Consider the following 15,663-nt stretch of genomic DNA (forward strand, 5'->3'; position numbering starts at 1 on the left):
TAAAAATTACTCATGCAAGTAAGGAAGGAAGACTCCGTCACGACCTCTGCCCGTCGGGCGCAGATCGTGACGGCCACGATCGAGACGATCGCCGACCTGGGCTACCACCAGGCGTCCTTCGCCCGCATCGCGGAGCGGGCCGGGCTCAGCAGTACGCGGCTGATCTCGTACCACTTCGATGGCAAGGACGACCTGATGGGCCAGGCGATTGTCACGATCTACGAGGGGATCGCCACGTTCATGACCGAGCGGGTCAGCGCCCAGACCAGCCCCGGCGCCGCGCTGGACACCTACATCCGCTCGCTGATCGGGTTCATCCGGGACCACCGCCGTGAGATGCGCGCGGCCACCGAGATCTTCCTGAACTTCCGGCCGGAGAAGGGGACCACCGCGCAGGAGGCGGCCATGGACCCGGCCTCGCTGGGGCACATCGAGCGGTTGCTGTTCTGGGGGCAGGAGACGGGCGAGTTCCGCCGGTTCAACACCCGCGTGATGGCGATGGCCATCCAGCGGGCCATGGACGGCCTGCCGTTCCTGCTGGAGGGCGACCCCGGCGCGGACCTCGACGTGTACGCGGACGAGCTGGTCGAGCTCTTCCGCCTGGCGACCCGGGCCACGCCGTGAGCTCTCGCGCCAAGACGTTGCTGCTCGTCCTCGTCGACCTGGCCCTGCCCATCGGCCTCTATTACGTACTGCGCGCGATGGACGTGAGCTATCACTCCGCGCTGCTGATCAGCTCCCTGCTCCCCGGTCTGAGCGTGGTCGCCAGCCTGGTGCGCCGCCGCCGGCCCGACGGGCTCGGCCTGTTCATGACGGCCATGATGGTCGGCAGCGCGGCCGTCTCCCTGCTCGTCCACGACCCCCGCTTCCTGCTGGCCAAGGACGGCTGGATCACCGCCATCTCGGGCCTGTGGTTCCTGGCCAGCGTCCGAGGCCGGCAGCCGCTGGCCTTCGCCTTCACCCGCTTCGTCCTGGAAGGCCGCATCGGTCCCCTCAAGGGGGGAGACGGCTCGGGCCGCGAGTCCTGGGACGTCCTGTGGGAGCGGCTGCCCGCCTTCCGCAGGATCTGGCGGGTGGCGACGGTCATCTGGGGCATCGGCCTGCTGGCCGACGCCGCCGTCCGCGTGACCATGGCCTACACCCTGCCGCCCGACGTCGTCCCCGGCCTGGGCGGTCTGCAGTACGGCGTCTTCATGGTGCTGATGCAGGTCGTGATGGCGTGCTACCTCGTCCCCACCGGCCTGTACAACCGCTGGTCCCCGCTGTACTTCCCGCTCAAGGAGACACCCGCGTGATTCCCGCCCAAGGAGAGACCCGCGTGACCGCCCCCCGCACCCTGGCCGTCCCCCGCATCCTGGCCGTACTCGGCGCGGCCGCCGCCGCCCTGGCCGTCTGGGCGGTCGTCCACGTCCTCGCCGGCGTCGAGCTGGCCTCGACCTCCGGAGAGGTGACCGCGGCCTCTGTGATCGTCGCCGCCCTGATCGCAGGCCTGGCCGGCTGGGGCCTCCTGGCCGTGCTCGAACGCGTCACGGAACGGCCGCGCGCGATCTGGACGTGGATCGCCGCCGTGTTCCTCATCATGTCCCTGGCCGGCCCACTCACGATGGGCACCACCGGTGCGGCCAAGGCGTCACTGGCCGCGCTGCACGTGGTGACCGCGGCCGTCCTCATCGTCCTCCTGCCGCGCCGGCGCACGCGCTAGGCCTGCTCAGGCAGCACAGCCGGGTTGCGGGCGAGCAGCCCACCATCCACCCGATGCTCGGCCCCGGTGATGAACGACGACCGCGGCCCCGCCAGGAACGCCACCAGCTCAGCCACCTCCTCCGGCCTGCCCACCCGGCCGAGGGGGTGCGCCCGGCCCCACTCCGCCACCTGCTCCTCCTGCGACAGCCCGCCACGCCACAGGTCGGCGGCCCAGCGCAGCATCGGTGTGTCGACCGAGCCGGGGCAGACCACGTTCACCCGGATGCCGTCGGCCGCGTGGTCGAGCGCCATCGCCCTGGTCAGGCCGTTCAGCGCGGCCTTGCTGGCGGTGTAGGCGGCCACCTGCGCCTGCGAGGCGAACGCCTGCACCGACGACATCACCACGATCGAGCCGCCGCCGCGCGCCCGCATCCTGGGGATGGCGGCCTTGCAGGCCAGATAGACGCCCTTGAGGTTGATGTCGAGCACTTCGTCCCAGACGTCCTCCGGTGTGTCCTCGACCGTGCCGTAGCGCTGCACACCCGCGCACGTCACCACGATGTCGAGCCCGCCGTACCTGGCCACGGCCAGGTCGACCAGGTCGCGCATGTCGCCCGCCCGCCGTACGTCCGCGACCCGCCCGGTCACGTGCTCGCTGTCGAGCTCCGCCCCCTTGTCGGCCCCGCAGAACACCACGGACGCCCCGCCGTCGGCCAGCCGGTCGACCACCGCCCGCCCGATGCCCATCGAACCGCCCGTCACCAGAGCGACTTTCCCATCGAACTCACTCACGCCAACACCTCCGCGCGCAACCTCAGCACCTTCGTCTCGTGTGGGCCCAGGGTGAGCGCCGTGCCGTTCGCCACCGCCTCGGCCAGCCCGTTGGTGGGCATGCTGGAGAACGGTTCGAGCCCGACCGTGTAAGCCCGCCCCCACCAGGGATAGCCGGTGGTCGCACCGACCTCCTGCCACATCCACAGGTACGGCAGGAGCGTCGCATCCCACTCCACACGAATACCTACATCCCCGGAAATTTCGTACCAGCCCTCGGTAAATCCGGTTAGGTAGACGATCTCGCTCGGCGACCCGGGCTCCGGCACCACGCTCAGATCCGTCTCGCCGCCACCGTCGGCGGGCACCACGGGCCACTCCCACGGCCCGCCCGCCTTGACCCGGCGGCCGTGGGCGTCGATGGCGCTCTCGTGCGGGATGACCGTCACGCCCGCCGGCAGCCGTACGCGGGCGCCCGGCTTGAGGAACGGCCGGCCGTACACGATGTGCTGCCCCCACATGGCATGCAGCTCGACGCCGGACTCGTTGGTCGCGCGCCCCTCGATCTCCAGCGCGGCCGTACCCGCCGCCAGCCGGAACGTCTTCTCGATCCGGTACGGCAGGCGCCGGGTGCGCACGCTGAGCCGTACCGCGACCTCCTGCTCGGAGTCGGCCACGACCTCGGCCTGCCACGGCAGCCCGGCGACCTCCCCGTGCTGCGCCAGCCGGGCGCCGCGGTATTCGCTGGGCGCGCCGCCGTTGGGGAAGATCTCCTGCCAGCCGCCCTCGTAGTGGTCGATGAACTGGGCGACGTCGTCGGCGGCGCCCTGGAGGTGGTCGTGCGGGTCGCGCAGCCCCTGCGGCGAGAGCCAGACGAAGTCAGTGTCGGTTGGCTTGTGCAGAAATTCGATGACATCGCCGCCCTTGTCGGGCACGACGGTCACGCGGAGCCGTTCGTTCTCCAGCACGACCGCCCGCAGCCCGTCGATCACGACGTGCCGCAGGCGAGCCGCCCAGTTCCGTGTACTCACCCGAAAGTCACATCGATGAAGCGCGGCCGGTAGATCGAGGAGTCCCGGTAGTGGTCGGTGTTGACGAAGCTGTTGACGTTGTAGGAGACGACGAGTCCGTTGCCCGCCACGTCGGGGTGGGCGTGGGCGTTGTAGGTGAAGATGTTCCCGTTCGTCTCGGGGGTGGTGTAGACGGCCTGCTTGCCGGTGAACGGGCCGAACGGCGAGCACGAGGTGTAGGCCACGATGTGCGAGCTCAGGACCTCGGTCGTGTCATGGGTGATCAGCACGTAGCCGTTGCCCACCTTGGTGACGCTGTACTCGTTGGCCACGCCGCTCATGATCCGGGCCGAGTCGGCCTCGTTGGTGGACCAGGTGCCGTCGGCCTTGAGGTACTCCCACTGCCCGAGCAGGCTCTGGCCGGACACCCTGGCGATGTGCATGTACTTGGGCGAGCCGAGATCCTCCACCCCGTAAACGTAGGTGTAGCCGCCGTCCTTGAGGATCCCGGAGGCCCAGGACACGCCGGCCGACGACGGCAGGTCGGTCACGCTGATCGGCCGGTCGAGCCGGCTCTGCGCGAACCTGGCCAGCACGTTCCGGTGCCAGCGCCAGTCCCACGCGCCGGTGCCGTAACGCTCGTACTCCTGGTAGGTCACCTCCACGATGCCGCCCGCCAGGGTGGCGTCGCCGGCCCAGTACCAGTGGTTCTGGTCGCGCGGGGGCATCACCGCGGTCGGCTTCTCGGTGGTGCCGGCGTGGATCGTGGAGAGCCTGCCGTCGCGCTCCACGGCGAAGGAGTTGTTCAGGAAGACGGTCGTGCCGCCCTCTTCGACCACCGGCGGGCGGCTGCCGTCAGGGTTGATCTTGCCCAGGAAGGTGTCGGAGAAGACCCACACCTCTTTCCCGCTGGGCAGCTTCAGCGAGTAGGTGCCGTCGGCGCCGGTCCAGTCGTCCAGGCGGCTGTTGTCGTTGCCGTACGCGGTGAACAGGCTGGTCAGCCTCGCGTCCACGGACGCGCCCCGCACCGTCGGCCCGCATGTCGCACGGGTGGTGGCCTGCTGCGTCGTGGTGGCGGAGACGGACGGCACCGGCTTGGGCGGTGCGGCCAGCGCTTGCTGCGGCACAGCCGCGAGGCTCAGCAATCCGATGGCGAGGGGGATGAGGGCGGACCGGAATCGCGTCATCACACGTCCTAAGGGAGGGGGGTTCCCTACAGTTCTAGTCATTTGATCACTTTGTGTCTAGGGCCTCACGGCGCAATGATCCAAATGTTGTGGAAGGCGGGGTTTCCGGGGTTTCGTAGCCATCTTGTGGCTTTTTTCGGGCATGACGTGAGGATGATCGGGTAACCCGCCCCCATGTCCTTTGCGCGCTACGAGGGATGGCTGCTGGCCGGGCGCTACCGGTTGCTGTCCGAGCTGGGCCGGGGCGGCATGGGCAGGGTCTGGCGGGCTCATGACGAGCTCCTGGATCGCCAGGTCGCGGTCAAAGAGGTCACCATCGTCGGCCCGCAGCACGAGGAGCTGATCGGCCGGACGATGCGGGAGGCCCGCATCGCCGCCCGGCTGAGCCATCCGCACATTGCGGCCATCTACGACGTGGTGCTGGTCGACGAGCGCCCGTGGATCGTCATGCAGCTCGTCCCCGCCCGCAGCCTCGCCCAGGTGATCGCCGAGCAGGGCCCGCTGCCCGTGGCCACCGTCACCCGCATCGGCCTGGAACTCCTGGACGCCCTGCGCGCCGCGCACGCCGCCGGGGTGCTGCATCGCGACATCAAGCCCGCCAACATCCTGCTCACCGACGACGGGCACGCGGTCCTGACCGACTTCGGCCTGGCCACCACCGTGGACGACGAGTCCCGGGTCGCCCGGACGAGCATGGTCGTCGGCACCCCCGCCTACATCGCTCCCGAACGGGCCGGCGGCGCCCCGTCCACACCACAGGCCGACCTGTGGTCGCTGGGCGCCACCTTGTACACGGCTGTGGAGGGCCACTCACCCTTCGGCCGCAGCACCGAGACGGCCACGCTGACCGCGATACTGACCAGCACCGCCTATCCGTTCAACCTGGCGGGCCCGCTCGCTCCGGCCATCGCCGGCCTGCTGGACAAGGACCCCGACCAGCGCAGCGACGTGGCCCGCGCCCACGACCAACTCCGGCGAGTGGCCACCCGAAGCGAGCCGGCCCTCGCGGCGCTGTCGTACTCGGGGGGCCGCGCTGCGAACGCGCCGGATGAGCCCCACCATCCGCACCCGAGATTGCACCCGCGCCCGCGCTCGTCGAAGAGGGCGCGAGGGCTGGTGCGCTGGTCGGGAGCGATGCCACGGTCAGCGACGATGCCACGGTTAGGGACGATGTCACTGTCAGGCTCGACGCCAGGGTGGGTGGCGATGCCCCAGTCTGGCGTGATGTGGCGGTCCGGCATGATGCGGCGGTCAGGCGTGGTCCGACAGTCGGAAGCAGCGCGGCGCTCGGCGGCGCTGCGGCGGTCAGAGGCGGTGCGGCGGCTGATCACCGAGCACTGGCGCGAGACGGCCTTGATCGCCGCCTTGATCGTCAGTGTGATAGCCACCGGCTCCTGGTGGAACACCGTTCCCAGCAGCCCGGCTCAAAGCACACCAGCCGACATCGCACCCGATGTCGCACCCGCCCTGGCATTCGACCTGACCAGCATCCCGCAGGTCCACGCTGTGTCTCGCCAGCGACTCACGGAGACATCCGACGGCCGCGAACGAGCCGACATCCGCCCCAACCCGGCCCCGGCCACCTCCTCCAGCAAGACCGCCACCGCGCTGAAGAAGGCCAAGAAAGCAGCCAAGAAAGCAGCTCAGAAGGCGGCGAAGAAGGCAGCCAAGCAGGCGGCCAAGCTCGGCAAGACCCACGGCAACAAGCATTAGCCGACCTGACCCCCACACCGATGTCGGCACGGGCTTCTCATGGAGATTGGGGCCGGCGATCGTTTTAGTACGGCTGCATCTGGTCCAGCACCTTGGTGGCTAGTGTCAGAAACTCCTCAGCCTTCGGCAAGTCTCGGTTGACATCGTCGGCAGAGATTTCCGGGCTATCGGGGCAGCGGGTATTCGGCGCCGTTGCGTCGGCGGCGCATCCGGTCGAAGGGGCGGAGTGACTGCCCGAGAGGCGGGTCTAGTTGGGCTGTGACCGCATCAAGCACTGCGATGTGGCCACCCCTGCTGGTGGCTCGCAGCCCTTGATTCTCCAAGATGGATGCGAGGGCTTTCCTAGAGGCGTCATAGAGAAGTTGATAGGCGCCCGTAGGATCTGTCCGGCAACCGCTGCGCGCGAGTTCGACATGTCGCCTGGCTTGGGCGATTAGGGTTTCGGCATGTTCCCGGCTCGCCGGTACGCGTTCCAACTGCCCTGACGACAGCATCATGTCGATCTGGTCGCGGCCTTGCATCCATCTCATGGGCTGTCCTCTTTCTGGATCAGGGGATGAAGGGGCTTGCCTCGCAGGGATGCCATGAACGGTTCGGGCCTGTCGCTGGTCCATGACGTCGATGAGATCCGGGTGATGTTCACCTCGCGACCGAGGGCCCGCTCGGCTGTCCTCGCCGCGTCATAGAGCTCGTCCTCATCGGCTGACCCCACGATGAGGACATCGACGTCTTGGGGCGGTGGTCCCGGCTGGTTCGCGTGTCGCGCGGCCCAGGAGCCGTAGATGTACGCCTCGTCGATACCGGAGATGGGCCGGAGCAGTGGGGGCAGTACGGCGGCCGGACCGAAGGTCACGATCAGCAGATCGGTGAGGGGTTTCGCGATGATCGTGTCCATGTCGGCGCGGATCAGGCGAAGGTTGCCATGCCGCCTTTCCCGGGTCAGGCCGGCTGCGGCGAACCGGTCCGCTTCTCGGCTCACCGTCGACTGCGACGTTCCGGTCCATGCGGCGAGATCGGTGGTTGAGTACTCCTTTTCCGGGTGGAGGTACAACCAGGCGAGCAGCTCGCCGACAGCGTTGGAGCGAAGGAGAGGCAACAGCAAGGGCGAGATTGGCCTCATAGATGCATACTACTATGCATCTATAGCAAGTCAAACACTCTATGTGATCGACGCGGCTCATACCGTCACGTCCGAAGAACCGCGCGAAGCGCCGCCAGGCCGGGGGAGTAAAAGGAGGTGCTGTGCGGAGTTCTCGGTAGATACCCTGCGCGGGGGAATTGCGAAGGGAATCGCCGTGGCGCACGTCGAAGTAGGACATCTGACATACGTACTGCCCGACGGGCGGCCGTTGCTCAACGACGTGTCCTTCCGGATCGGCGAAGGCGTCAAGGCCGCGTTGGTCGGGCCCAACGGGGCGGGCAAGACCACGCTGATGCGGCTCGTCGCCGGGGACCTGCAGCCGGTGGCGGGGAGTGTGGCCAGCTCCGGTGGGCTGGGGGTGATGCGGCAGTTCATCGGCAGTGTGCGTGACGGGAGCACGGTGCACGATCTGCTGCTCAGCGTCGCTCCGCCGGCCGTGCGGGAGGCGGCCGCGCGGCTGGAGCGGGCCGAGCTGGTGATGATGGAGCGCGACGACGAGAAGGCGCAGATGCGCTACGCGCAGGCCATCACCGACTACACCGACGCCGGTGGCTACGACATCGAGGTGCTCTGGGACACGTGTACGGTGGCCGCGCTCGGCGTGCCGTACGACAACGTGAAATATCGGGATGTGGCGACTTTGTCCGGCGGCGAGCAGAAGCGGCTCGTGCTCGAAGCGCTGCTCCGCGGACCGGACCAGACGCTGCTGCTCGACGAGCCCGACAACTACCTCGACGTGCCCGGCAAGGAGTGGCTGGAGCAGGCGCTCAGGGAGACCCCCAAGACGGTCCTGCTGGTCAGCCACGACCGGCAGTTGCTGGCCAACGCGGCCGACCGGATCGTCACCGTCGAGTCCGGAAATATCTGGATCCATGGTGGTGGTTTCGCCACGTACGCGGAGGCCCGCAAGGCCCGCAACGAGCGCCTCGACGAGCTGCGCAGGCGCTGGGACGAGGAGCACGCCAAGCTCAAGGCCCTGGTCATCATGCTGAAGAACAAGGCCAGGTACAACGACGGCATGGCCCCCGCCTACCACGCGGCTCAGACCCGGCTGCGCAGGTTCGAGGAGGCGGGGCCGCCCGAGGAGGCTCCCGCCGACCAGAACATCAAAATGCGCCTCAAAGGCGGTCGCACGGGCAAGCGCGCGGTCATCTGCGAGGGCCTGGAGCTGACCGGCCTGATGCGGCCGTTCGACCTGGAGGTCTGGTACGCCGAGCGCATCGCGGTGCTCGGCTCCAACGGCTCGGGCAAGTCCCACTTCCTGCGGCTGCTCGCGGGCGAGCAGATCGGCCACTCCGGCGTCGCCAGACTCGGCGCCCGCGTGGTCCCGGGTCACTTCGCCCAGACGCACGCCCGGCCCGACCTGCTGGGTCGCTCGCCGGTGGAGATCGTCATGACCGAGCACGCCAGGCTGAAGAACGAGGCCATGAAGGTCCTGGCCCGCTACGAGCTGGCCGGGCAGATCGCGGAGCAGCGGTTCGACACGCTATCGGGCGGTCAGCAGGCGCGGCTGCAGATCCTGCTGCTGGAGCTGTCCGGCGCGACGCTGCTGCTGCTCGACGAGCCGACCGACAACCTCGACCTGGCCAGTGCCGAAGCGCTCCAAGCGGGTCTGGACGCGTTCGCGGGTACGGTGGTGGCGGTCACGCACGACCGCTGGTTCGCGGCGGATTTCGATCGCTTCCTGGTGTTCGGCGCGGATGGCACCGTTTACGAGGCTTCCGAACCGGTCTGGGATGAGGCCAGGGTCGTCCGTCCCCGCTGAACGCGTTAAAGAGCTCCATAAAGAGTTGGTACGGCAGGCGCGTGTCCCGCCCCTGCCGTGCCCATAGACCGGCTATCACGGCAAAGTGATCCCGCGTAGCCGAACCGTCAGCCTCCTCGCACTCGGGGCGATCTGCCTAGCCGGGTGCTCCAGCGAGGAACCGTCCAAACAGCAGCTCAAGCCCCTCGTCCTCAAGGAGCAGGTGTCGAACGTCGTCAAGTCGTCCGACGGCTACGCCGTGAACTGGGCAGGAATCCTCACCAACGCCAACCCGTGGCACTTCGGCGAGCATGTGGTGGCGACGATCGTCGGGCGTGACGCCGCCGGCACCGAGGTGGTCCGGATGGACCAGTCGCTCGACGCCGTGCCGCCGGGCGGCTCGCTGGCCTTCACCGGCCAGGTCAACGCGCCCCAGAAGCCGGCCAAGGTGACCATCGACTATCGCCCCGCCCAGTGGCGGCCCGCCGCTCGCATCGCGTCGGCGTTCAAGGAGTTTCCCGTTTCGCGGGTGCAGACGCTCCGGCAAAAGGACCGTTCTTATCTTATTACCGGCTATGTCGACAATCCCTATCAGCTGCCCGCCAGCAGCCTGGTGGTGAACGTGTTGCTGCGCGACAAGGCGGGCAAACTCCTCGGCGGCGGCAGTACGTTCGTCGACGACGTGAAGGCGGGCAGCCCGCCGCGCTTCATCCTGACCGTGAGCGGCCTGCCCGCGGGCAGCGTGGTGGCCAAGACCGATGTGACCGCCCGGACCTGGGGTTCGACCGGCCGCCCCTTCGAGGACCTGGCGCTCGGTGGCGCGGTGCCGCTGCACACGATCAAGCCGACCACCGAGCCGTTCGCGATAGACCGCGGCAGTCAGGCCATGACCGAGCACCAGCAGTGAATTGCTCATCAAATATCAATCAAATAAGCCGATAAATCGGACAGAGTGGCCATTAGCTGCAAACCAGGCCGAGCGCAACAAATTCCTTAGGCGGAGTGTCGTCGGCAAGGGCTTCATTCTCACAGAAGGAGTGGAACTACTAGTTACTAATCCATTACCTTCAGTCATATGAATGACCGCGCCCTGGTCGAGTCACTCCGCGCCCGTGACCCGGGTGCCCTCGCCGCGCTCTACGACGCCTACGCCGAGGGCATCCACAGATACTGCTGGTCCCTTCTCCTCAGCTCCGACGGCGCCCAGGTGGCGCTCCGCGACACGATGATCGCGGCGGAGGCCCACGCCGGTTCCCTGGCCGATCCCGGCCGCCTGCGGCCATGGCTGTACGCCCTGGCCCGCGCCGAATGCCTGCGACGGCGGATGGCCGAGCCGCCGAACGCCGACGAGGCCCTGGCGCAGGCTCCGCCCCCCGACAATCCGGCCGACGCCGACCTGCGCGTCGTGGCCTGGAACGCGATCCAGAGCCTGTCCCACGACGACCGTGAGGTGCTGGAGCTGTCGGCCAGGCATGAGCTGCCCACCCCGGAGCTCGCCGCGGTGCTGGGGGTCGCGGCGCGCCACGTCGAGGCGGCCCAGGAGGAGGCGCGCGAACGACTGCGCGACGCGATCACGGCGGAGCTCCTGGCCAGGAAGAGCCCCTACGACTGCGCGTCACGGGCCGGCATCCTCAAGGGCTTCTCCGGCAGGCTGACGCCAGAGACGCGCGCGCGGCTGGTCGGGCACCTCGCGGGCTGCCTGACCTGCTCCCCCCACCGCACGCGCCAGGTGTCGGCGGCCAAGGTCTTCGAGCTGCTGCCCCGGATCCCGCTGCCGGAGTCGCTCGCGGTCAGGGTGATGAGCTGCTTCGCCGACCCCGAACTCCAGCCCTACCGCCGCTACGTGGCCCGGCGCTCGGGGGCGCTGGACGCCGCCGGGTTTCCCGTTGCCCCGCGCAAGAACGCTCGGAGGTGGCCTCAGGCGCTGGCTGGCGCGATGGCGGCGGCCGCGACCGTGGTGGCGATAATGATGATCTTCCAGCAGTTCGGGGTCGAGGGTGGAGTGCCGGGCCTCGCGTCCGCCGCCTTCCCCGCGCCCGGCGAGCCGCCGGGCATCAGGCTGCCCTGGCAGCCCGAGCCCCAGGACCCGCGGATCAGCGTCGAGCCCATTCTGGACAGCACGGCCACTGTCCCGCTGGGTGCCCTGCCCCCGACGGCGACGCCGTCAACGGGCAGCGTGCCCACCATCGGCGACCCGGCGAGCTCCGCCTCGTCCAAGGCCCCCGAGACGCCCGGGCCCCAGTCCGACCAGGTCACCCCCACCCCCGACCACCAGTCCGCCGAGCCCGGGGAGCCGGGCGCGCACCCGGGCAGGGAGCCGGACAAGCAGCCCGGCAGACACCCGCACAAGCACTCCCGCACACCCCGCCCCAACGACCTCCCGACGCCCGCCGCGACACCGACCCAGACACCGGTCGCCCCGCCGATCGTCACACCGGCACAGACACCGGCCCAGACACCCGGCCAGACGCCGGCACAGACGCCGACCGCGACGCCGCCCGCCACCGTCCCGGCCGGCTGAGGCCCCTGCATGGAGGCGTACCAACTGCGCGAGGACCCTCAACTGGGCTGCCGGGTCTGCCCCCTCCCGGTCAGCGAGGAGCGGGCCGAGCTGATGGCCAGGAGCCATCACGTCGCCTGGCCCACCTGGCTCGATCAGGGCCCCCGCATGCTCCGGGACGTCCTCGAACTGTGCCGCCTGCGCACCGCCCGCGGCCTCGCCGTCCTGTCCTGGCTCTCGGGGAGCGAGCCGCCCGGCGGCCCGCCCGCCGAGCTCGGCTGGCTCTGGTCCTCACGCCGCCTGACCGGGCAGCGCCAGGAGCGCCTGTACGCGGCCGCCGCCGCGGTGCCGGAGCCCGTGCTCGGCCTCGTACTCGCCAACTGGACCTGGGCGCTCGGCACCTGCCACGGCGGCCGGGTCGCCGCCCCCTACCTGGCGGGCACCGCCTACCCCGGCGACGGGTCGGTGGCCGCCGCCGCCACGATGACCCTCTACCAGACCTTCGACCGCCATCCGGAGTCCCGCCCGGCCATCGCGGCCGCCTGGGCCGCGGCTCGGGCGGGCGCCGACTGGTGCCGGGCGGCCGAGCTGCACGCCGCTTACGGCACGCAGACGCCGGTCTTCACCTATCCCCGGGGTACGAGCCCGATCCCGGTCGGTGTGCGGCCGTGGATAGAGCGCCTGTTCCGCCTGCGTTGACGATGTTACGAAAGTGACCAGGATTACGCAGAGTGACAGGCGGGAACTGTGTGCACTATGCACGCCCTCAGAGCCGGACTCATGGCAGTCTGCCTGGTCGTCACCCTGTGCCCGCCGGCCGACGCGGCTCCCGGGCCGTCCCGCCGGAAGGTGACGCAGGCCCGCCACGCCGTACGGGATCGTACGCGGCAACTGGGCACCGCGAGCGCGCGGCTCGCCGAGGCCCAGTCACGGCTCGACGACCTGGCGGCCGGGGCGGAGCGGCTGGTGGAGGCGTACAACGGGGAGCTCGTCCACCTCGAACGCGCCAGGCGGGCCCGCGACCAGGCCCAGGCCCGGCTGGCGCTGGCCGACGCCGAGGTGGAGAAGGCCCGCGCGCCCGTCGCGCTGCTCGCGGCGCAGGGCTACAGCGGGCTCGACATGATCACGCCGATGCTCGGCATGATGACCGACATCGGCGACACCGACGGCTTCCTGCACCGGGCGAGCGTCCTGGAGCAGCTCAGCGGCGAGCAGGGCGCGGTGCTCGACCGGATGCGCGACGCCCAGGAGGTCTCCGCCATCCTGCGGAGCGCGGCGGCCGACGCGTACGCCGAGCACCAGGCCGTGTCCGAGCGCGCCAGGCAGGCGAAGGTCGCCGCGGAGGCGGCCGTCGCCGCGCAGAAGCGTGAGACCAGAGGGCTGGAGGCCGAGCGCGCCGCGTGGCAGCGGCGGGTCGACGCCGCGCGCACCCACGCTAACCTGCTGGCCAGGCGGCGGGAGGCGGCGCTGGCGCAGGCGCGCCTCAGCGGCGGGCTGCACGCGTCCGGCTCGCTCATGGGCGACGTCGCGGCCAACTGGGCGCTGACCCAGCTCGGCAAGCCGTACGTGTGGGCGGCCGATGGCCCGGACAGCTTCGACTGCTCGGGCCTGACCATGCGAGCCTGGGAGCAGGCGGGCGTCGGCATCGACCACTGGACCGGCACGCAGTGGACCTCGGGCCCGCACGTGCCGCTCGACCAGTTGCGCCGCGGCGACCTGCTGTTCTTCGGCTACGTCACCAGCGACCCGAGCACGATCCACCACGTCGGCATGTACGTGGGCGACGGGCTGATGGTGCACGCGCCACAGACCGGCGACGTAGTGCGGGTCGCCTCCATGTGGCGAGGGGACCTGGTGGGTGCCACCCGTCCTCAGTGACCTACTCAGCTATGGCCTTCGTCTTTGGCGCGCTGGAAGGAGCGCTTGATCTCGACCTCGGCTTCCATCCGGCCCACCCAGTTGGCGCCCTCGACGGACTTGCCGGGCTCCAGGTCCTTGTAGACCTCGAAGAAGTGCTGGATCTCCAGCCGGTCGAACTCCGGCACGTGGTGAATGTCGCGAATGTGCTCCATCCGCGGGTCGGTGGCCGGGACGCACAGAACCTTGTCGTCGCCGCCCTTCTCGTCCGTCATCCGGAACATCCCCACCGCGCGGCAACTGATGTAACAGCCCGGGAAGGTCGGCTCCTGGAGCAGCACCAGCGCGTCGAGCGGGTCGCCGTCCTCACCGAGGGTGTGCTCGATGAAGCCGTAGTCGGCGGGGTACTGCGTAGAGGTGAACAGCAGCCGGTCAAGCCTGATGCGACCGGTTTCGTGGTCCACTTCATACTTGTTCCGTTGTCCCTTGGGAATCTCAACGACAACGTCGAACTCCACCGCGGTTCCTCCGCTCACGCCGAGTGGGCGTTAATGTCTCGTAGGCGAACACCAGGAGAGAGGTAAGGCGACGTGGCGCGGCACGAGCGGTGGGTGATGCTGACCACTCTCGCCATGCTCCAGGTGCTGACCATCGTCATCGGCCTCTATGCGATGACCAATGACTTCAGCCTGGGCGCGCTGACGAGGGGATCGTCACCGACCGAGCCGACACCGTCTCCTCAAGGGTCTCCCCCCGTCTCCGTGGTCACCGCGGGGCCGGTGCTGGCCCAACTCCAGGTGAGGGCCGGAGACGGACCTCTCACTACTAAGCGTACTTTGACCCAGCAGCTCACCCGCGCCCTGGGTGACGAAGCGCTGGGCGCTCGGGTGGGCGCGGTGGTCCTCGACGCCGCCACCGGCGAGCAGGTATTCGCCGCCAACCCCGACGTCGGCATCACTCCCGCCTCCACCACAAAGTTGGTCACCTGCACGGCCGCGCTGGCCGCGCTCGGCCCCGACACCCGTCTGTCCACCCGGGTGACGCAGGGCCAGTCGGCCAACTCGATCGTGCTGGTGGGCGGCGGAGATCCGACGCTCGCCGGGCCGTCGGCCAAGTCCCTGTCCTATCCCAAGCAGGCGTCCCTCGCCACGCTCGCCTCGCGCACCGCCGCCGCGCTCAAGGCCAAGGGCGTCACCAAGGTCACGCTCTCGTACGACGCCTCCCTGTTCACCGGTTCCACGCTGGCACCCGGATGGAAGCCGGGCTACGTGCCCGACGGCGAGGTGGCGCCGGTCTACGCGCTGGCGATCGACGAGGGGCGGCGCGACCCCGCCGCGAGGCAGCCGCGCGTGTCCAACCCGCCGCAGTACGCCGCCGCCGCGTTCGCCCGCCTCCTGACCAAGTACGGCGTGGGCGTCGCCAAGTCCGTACGACCGGGCAAGGCACCCGCCGGGGCCGCCGAGCTCGGCCGGGTCGACTCGGCACCGCTCTACGCGCTGGTCGAGCACACGCTGACGTTCAGCGACAACGACCTGGCCGAGGCGCTGGCCAGGCACATCGCCATCAAGGAAGGGCAGCCGGCGTCCTTCGAGGGCGCGACCAAGGCGGTGGTCGGGGTGCTGCAACGGCTCGGCGCGGCCAAGGGCGTACAGGTCTTCGACGGCAGCGGCCTGTCCGCGCGCAACCGCATCAGCGCCGACGCGATGGCCCGGGTCATCGCGGTCGCCTCCGCCGCGTCCCACCCCGACCTGCACCCGATCGCCTCCGGCATGCCGATCGCCGGATTCTCCGGCACCCTGGGCAACGGCAGACGCTTCACCGGCGGCGACAGCAAGGGCCAGGTCGGCCTCGTACGCGCCAAGACCGGCACCCTCAACAACGTCAACACGCTGGCCGGCATGGCCACCACCAAGGAAGGGCGCCTGGTCACTTTCGCCTTCCTGGCCGACCGCGTCCCGAGCACCGCCGAGCCAGTACTGGACAGACTCGCGGCCATCGTCGCAAGGTCATGAGGGCAGGTCTTCGCGGGCGAGAAGAGAACCACGTACGGTGGACGG

The 15,663-nt window shown here is 69.6% G+C and carries 15 protein-coding genes; 10 read left to right on the forward strand and 5 right to left on the reverse strand.

The features are described from left to right. The first annotated feature begins 12 nt into the window (after positions 1-12). From AB0C30_RS02455 to AB0C30_RS02465, 3 genes are read left to right on the forward strand one after another with little or no spacing between them, the layout of a single operon-like run. A complete protein-coding gene (locus AB0C30_RS02455; protein ID WP_357938745.1) occupies positions 13-624 on the forward strand; it encodes a TetR/AcrR family transcriptional regulator in 612 nt (203 codons plus the stop codon). Continuing rightward, the gene (locus AB0C30_RS02460) at positions 621-1,295 is read left to right on the forward strand and encodes a VC0807 family protein (RefSeq protein ID WP_357938747.1); all 675 of its coding nucleotides are present in this window, start codon (positions 621-623) and stop codon (positions 1,293-1,295) included. The genes AB0C30_RS02455 and AB0C30_RS02460 overlap by 4 nt, the downstream gene beginning before the upstream one ends. A gap of 23 nt (positions 1,296-1,318) precedes the next feature. Further along, a complete protein-coding gene (locus tag AB0C30_RS02465; protein ID WP_357938749.1) occupies positions 1,319-1,702 on the forward strand; it encodes a DUF6069 family protein in 384 nt (127 codons plus the stop codon). Here the strand turns inward: AB0C30_RS02465 and AB0C30_RS02470 are convergent. Genes AB0C30_RS02470 through AB0C30_RS02480 form a run of 3 tightly spaced genes read right to left on the reverse strand, consistent with a single transcriptional unit; the run spans position 1,699 to position 4,651 of the window. Further along, positions 1,699-2,475 (reverse strand): SDR family oxidoreductase, encoded by a 777-nt coding sequence (locus tag AB0C30_RS02470; RefSeq protein WP_357938751.1) that lies wholly within the window; start codon positions 2,473-2,475, stop codon positions 1,699-1,701. The genes AB0C30_RS02465 and AB0C30_RS02470 overlap by 4 nt on opposite strands. Then, on the reverse strand, positions 2,472-3,485 hold the full coding sequence (locus tag AB0C30_RS02475) for a DUF4432 family protein (protein WP_357938753.1): 1,014 nt from the start codon (positions 3,483-3,485) through the stop codon (positions 2,472-2,474). The genes AB0C30_RS02470 and AB0C30_RS02475 overlap by 4 nt, the downstream gene beginning before the upstream one ends. Then, positions 3,482-4,651 (reverse strand): DUF4185 domain-containing protein, encoded by a 1,170-nt coding sequence (locus tag AB0C30_RS02480; protein ID WP_357938756.1) that lies wholly within the window; start codon positions 4,649-4,651, stop codon positions 3,482-3,484. The genes AB0C30_RS02475 and AB0C30_RS02480 overlap by 4 nt, the downstream gene beginning before the upstream one ends. 174 nt (positions 4,652-4,825) lie before the next feature. On the opposite strand from AB0C30_RS02480, the gene AB0C30_RS02485 reads away from it, so the two are divergent. Further along, positions 4,826-6,364 carry a serine/threonine-protein kinase gene (locus tag AB0C30_RS02485; RefSeq protein WP_357938758.1) on the forward strand — a complete coding sequence of 513 codons (1,539 nt, stop codon included), beginning with the start codon at positions 4,826-4,828 and terminating at the stop codon, positions 6,362-6,364. 526 nt (positions 6,365-6,890) lie between these two features. Here the strand turns inward: AB0C30_RS02485 and AB0C30_RS02490 are convergent. Next, entirely contained in the window at positions 6,891-7,484 is a 594-nt protein-coding gene (locus tag AB0C30_RS02490) for a hypothetical protein (RefSeq protein ID WP_357938760.1), read from the reverse strand. 175 nt (positions 7,485-7,659) lie between these two features. Here AB0C30_RS02490 and AB0C30_RS02495 point away from each other — a divergent pair, with 175 nt between their 5' ends. The 5 genes from AB0C30_RS02495 (at position 7,660) to AB0C30_RS02515 (ending at position 13,627) form a co-directional block, all read left to right on the forward strand. Then, complete coding sequence (locus tag AB0C30_RS02495) at positions 7,660-9,270, forward strand: ATP-binding cassette domain-containing protein (protein WP_357938762.1); 1,611 nt, start codon at positions 7,660-7,662, stop codon at positions 9,268-9,270. An 85-nt stretch (positions 9,271-9,355) separates the two neighbouring features. After that, complete coding sequence (locus AB0C30_RS02500) at positions 9,356-10,156, forward strand: hypothetical protein (protein ID WP_357938764.1); 801 nt, start codon at positions 9,356-9,358, stop codon at positions 10,154-10,156. Between the two features lie 168 nt (positions 10,157-10,324). Then, a complete protein-coding gene (locus tag AB0C30_RS02505) occupies positions 10,325-11,770 on the forward strand; it encodes a hypothetical protein (RefSeq protein WP_357938766.1) in 1,446 nt (481 codons plus the stop codon). Positions 11,771-11,779: 9 nt separating this feature from the next. Then, complete coding sequence (locus tag AB0C30_RS02510; RefSeq protein ID WP_357938768.1) at positions 11,780-12,448, forward strand: hypothetical protein; 669 nt, start codon at positions 11,780-11,782, stop codon at positions 12,446-12,448. A gap of 57 nt (positions 12,449-12,505) precedes the next feature. Then, positions 12,506-13,627, forward strand: coding sequence for an NlpC/P60 family protein (locus AB0C30_RS02515; protein WP_357938770.1), 1,122 nt, complete (start codon positions 12,506-12,508; stop codon positions 13,625-13,627). 5 nt (positions 13,628-13,632) lie between these two features. Here the strand turns inward: AB0C30_RS02515 and AB0C30_RS02520 are convergent, their stop codons facing one another. Further along, positions 13,633-14,124, reverse strand: coding sequence for an inorganic diphosphatase (locus AB0C30_RS02520; protein ID WP_225293326.1), 492 nt, complete (start codon positions 14,122-14,124; stop codon positions 13,633-13,635). Between the two features lie 72 nt (positions 14,125-14,196). On the opposite strand from AB0C30_RS02520, the gene dacB reads away from it, so the two are divergent. Further along, positions 14,197-15,618: a D-alanyl-D-alanine carboxypeptidase/D-alanyl-D-alanine-endopeptidase gene (gene dacB / locus AB0C30_RS02525; RefSeq protein WP_357938772.1), complete on the forward strand. Its 1,422-nt coding sequence runs from the start codon at positions 14,197-14,199 to the stop codon at positions 15,616-15,618. Positions 15,619-15,663 lie beyond the last annotated feature (45 nt).

Source organism: Nonomuraea sp. NPDC048901 (assembly GCF_040649695.1).
Lineage (GTDB): Bacteria > Actinomycetota > Actinomycetes > Streptosporangiales > Streptosporangiaceae > Nonomuraea.

Coding starts and splice junctions, on each gene's coding strand:
- AB0C30_RS02490 (WP_357938760.1), bottom strand. CDS start 7,484: ATGAGGCCAATCTCGCCCTTGCTGTTGCCTCTCCTTCGCTCCAACGCT.
- AB0C30_RS02485 (WP_357938758.1), top strand. CDS start 4,826: ATGTCCTTTGCGCGCTACGAGGGATGGCTGCTGGCCGGGCGCTACCGG.
- AB0C30_RS02515 (WP_357938770.1), top strand. CDS start 12,506: ATGCACGCCCTCAGAGCCGGACTCATGGCAGTCTGCCTGGTCGTCACC.
- AB0C30_RS02455 (WP_357938745.1), top strand. CDS start 13: ATGCAAGTAAGGAAGGAAGACTCCGTCACGACCTCTGCCCGTCGGGCG.
- AB0C30_RS02505 (WP_357938766.1), top strand. CDS start 10,325: ATGAATGACCGCGCCCTGGTCGAGTCACTCCGCGCCCGTGACCCGGGT.
- AB0C30_RS02510 (WP_357938768.1), top strand. CDS start 11,780: ATGGAGGCGTACCAACTGCGCGAGGACCCTCAACTGGGCTGCCGGGTC.
- AB0C30_RS02480 (WP_357938756.1), bottom strand. CDS start 4,651: ATGACGCGATTCCGGTCCGCCCTCATCCCCCTCGCCATCGGATTGCTG.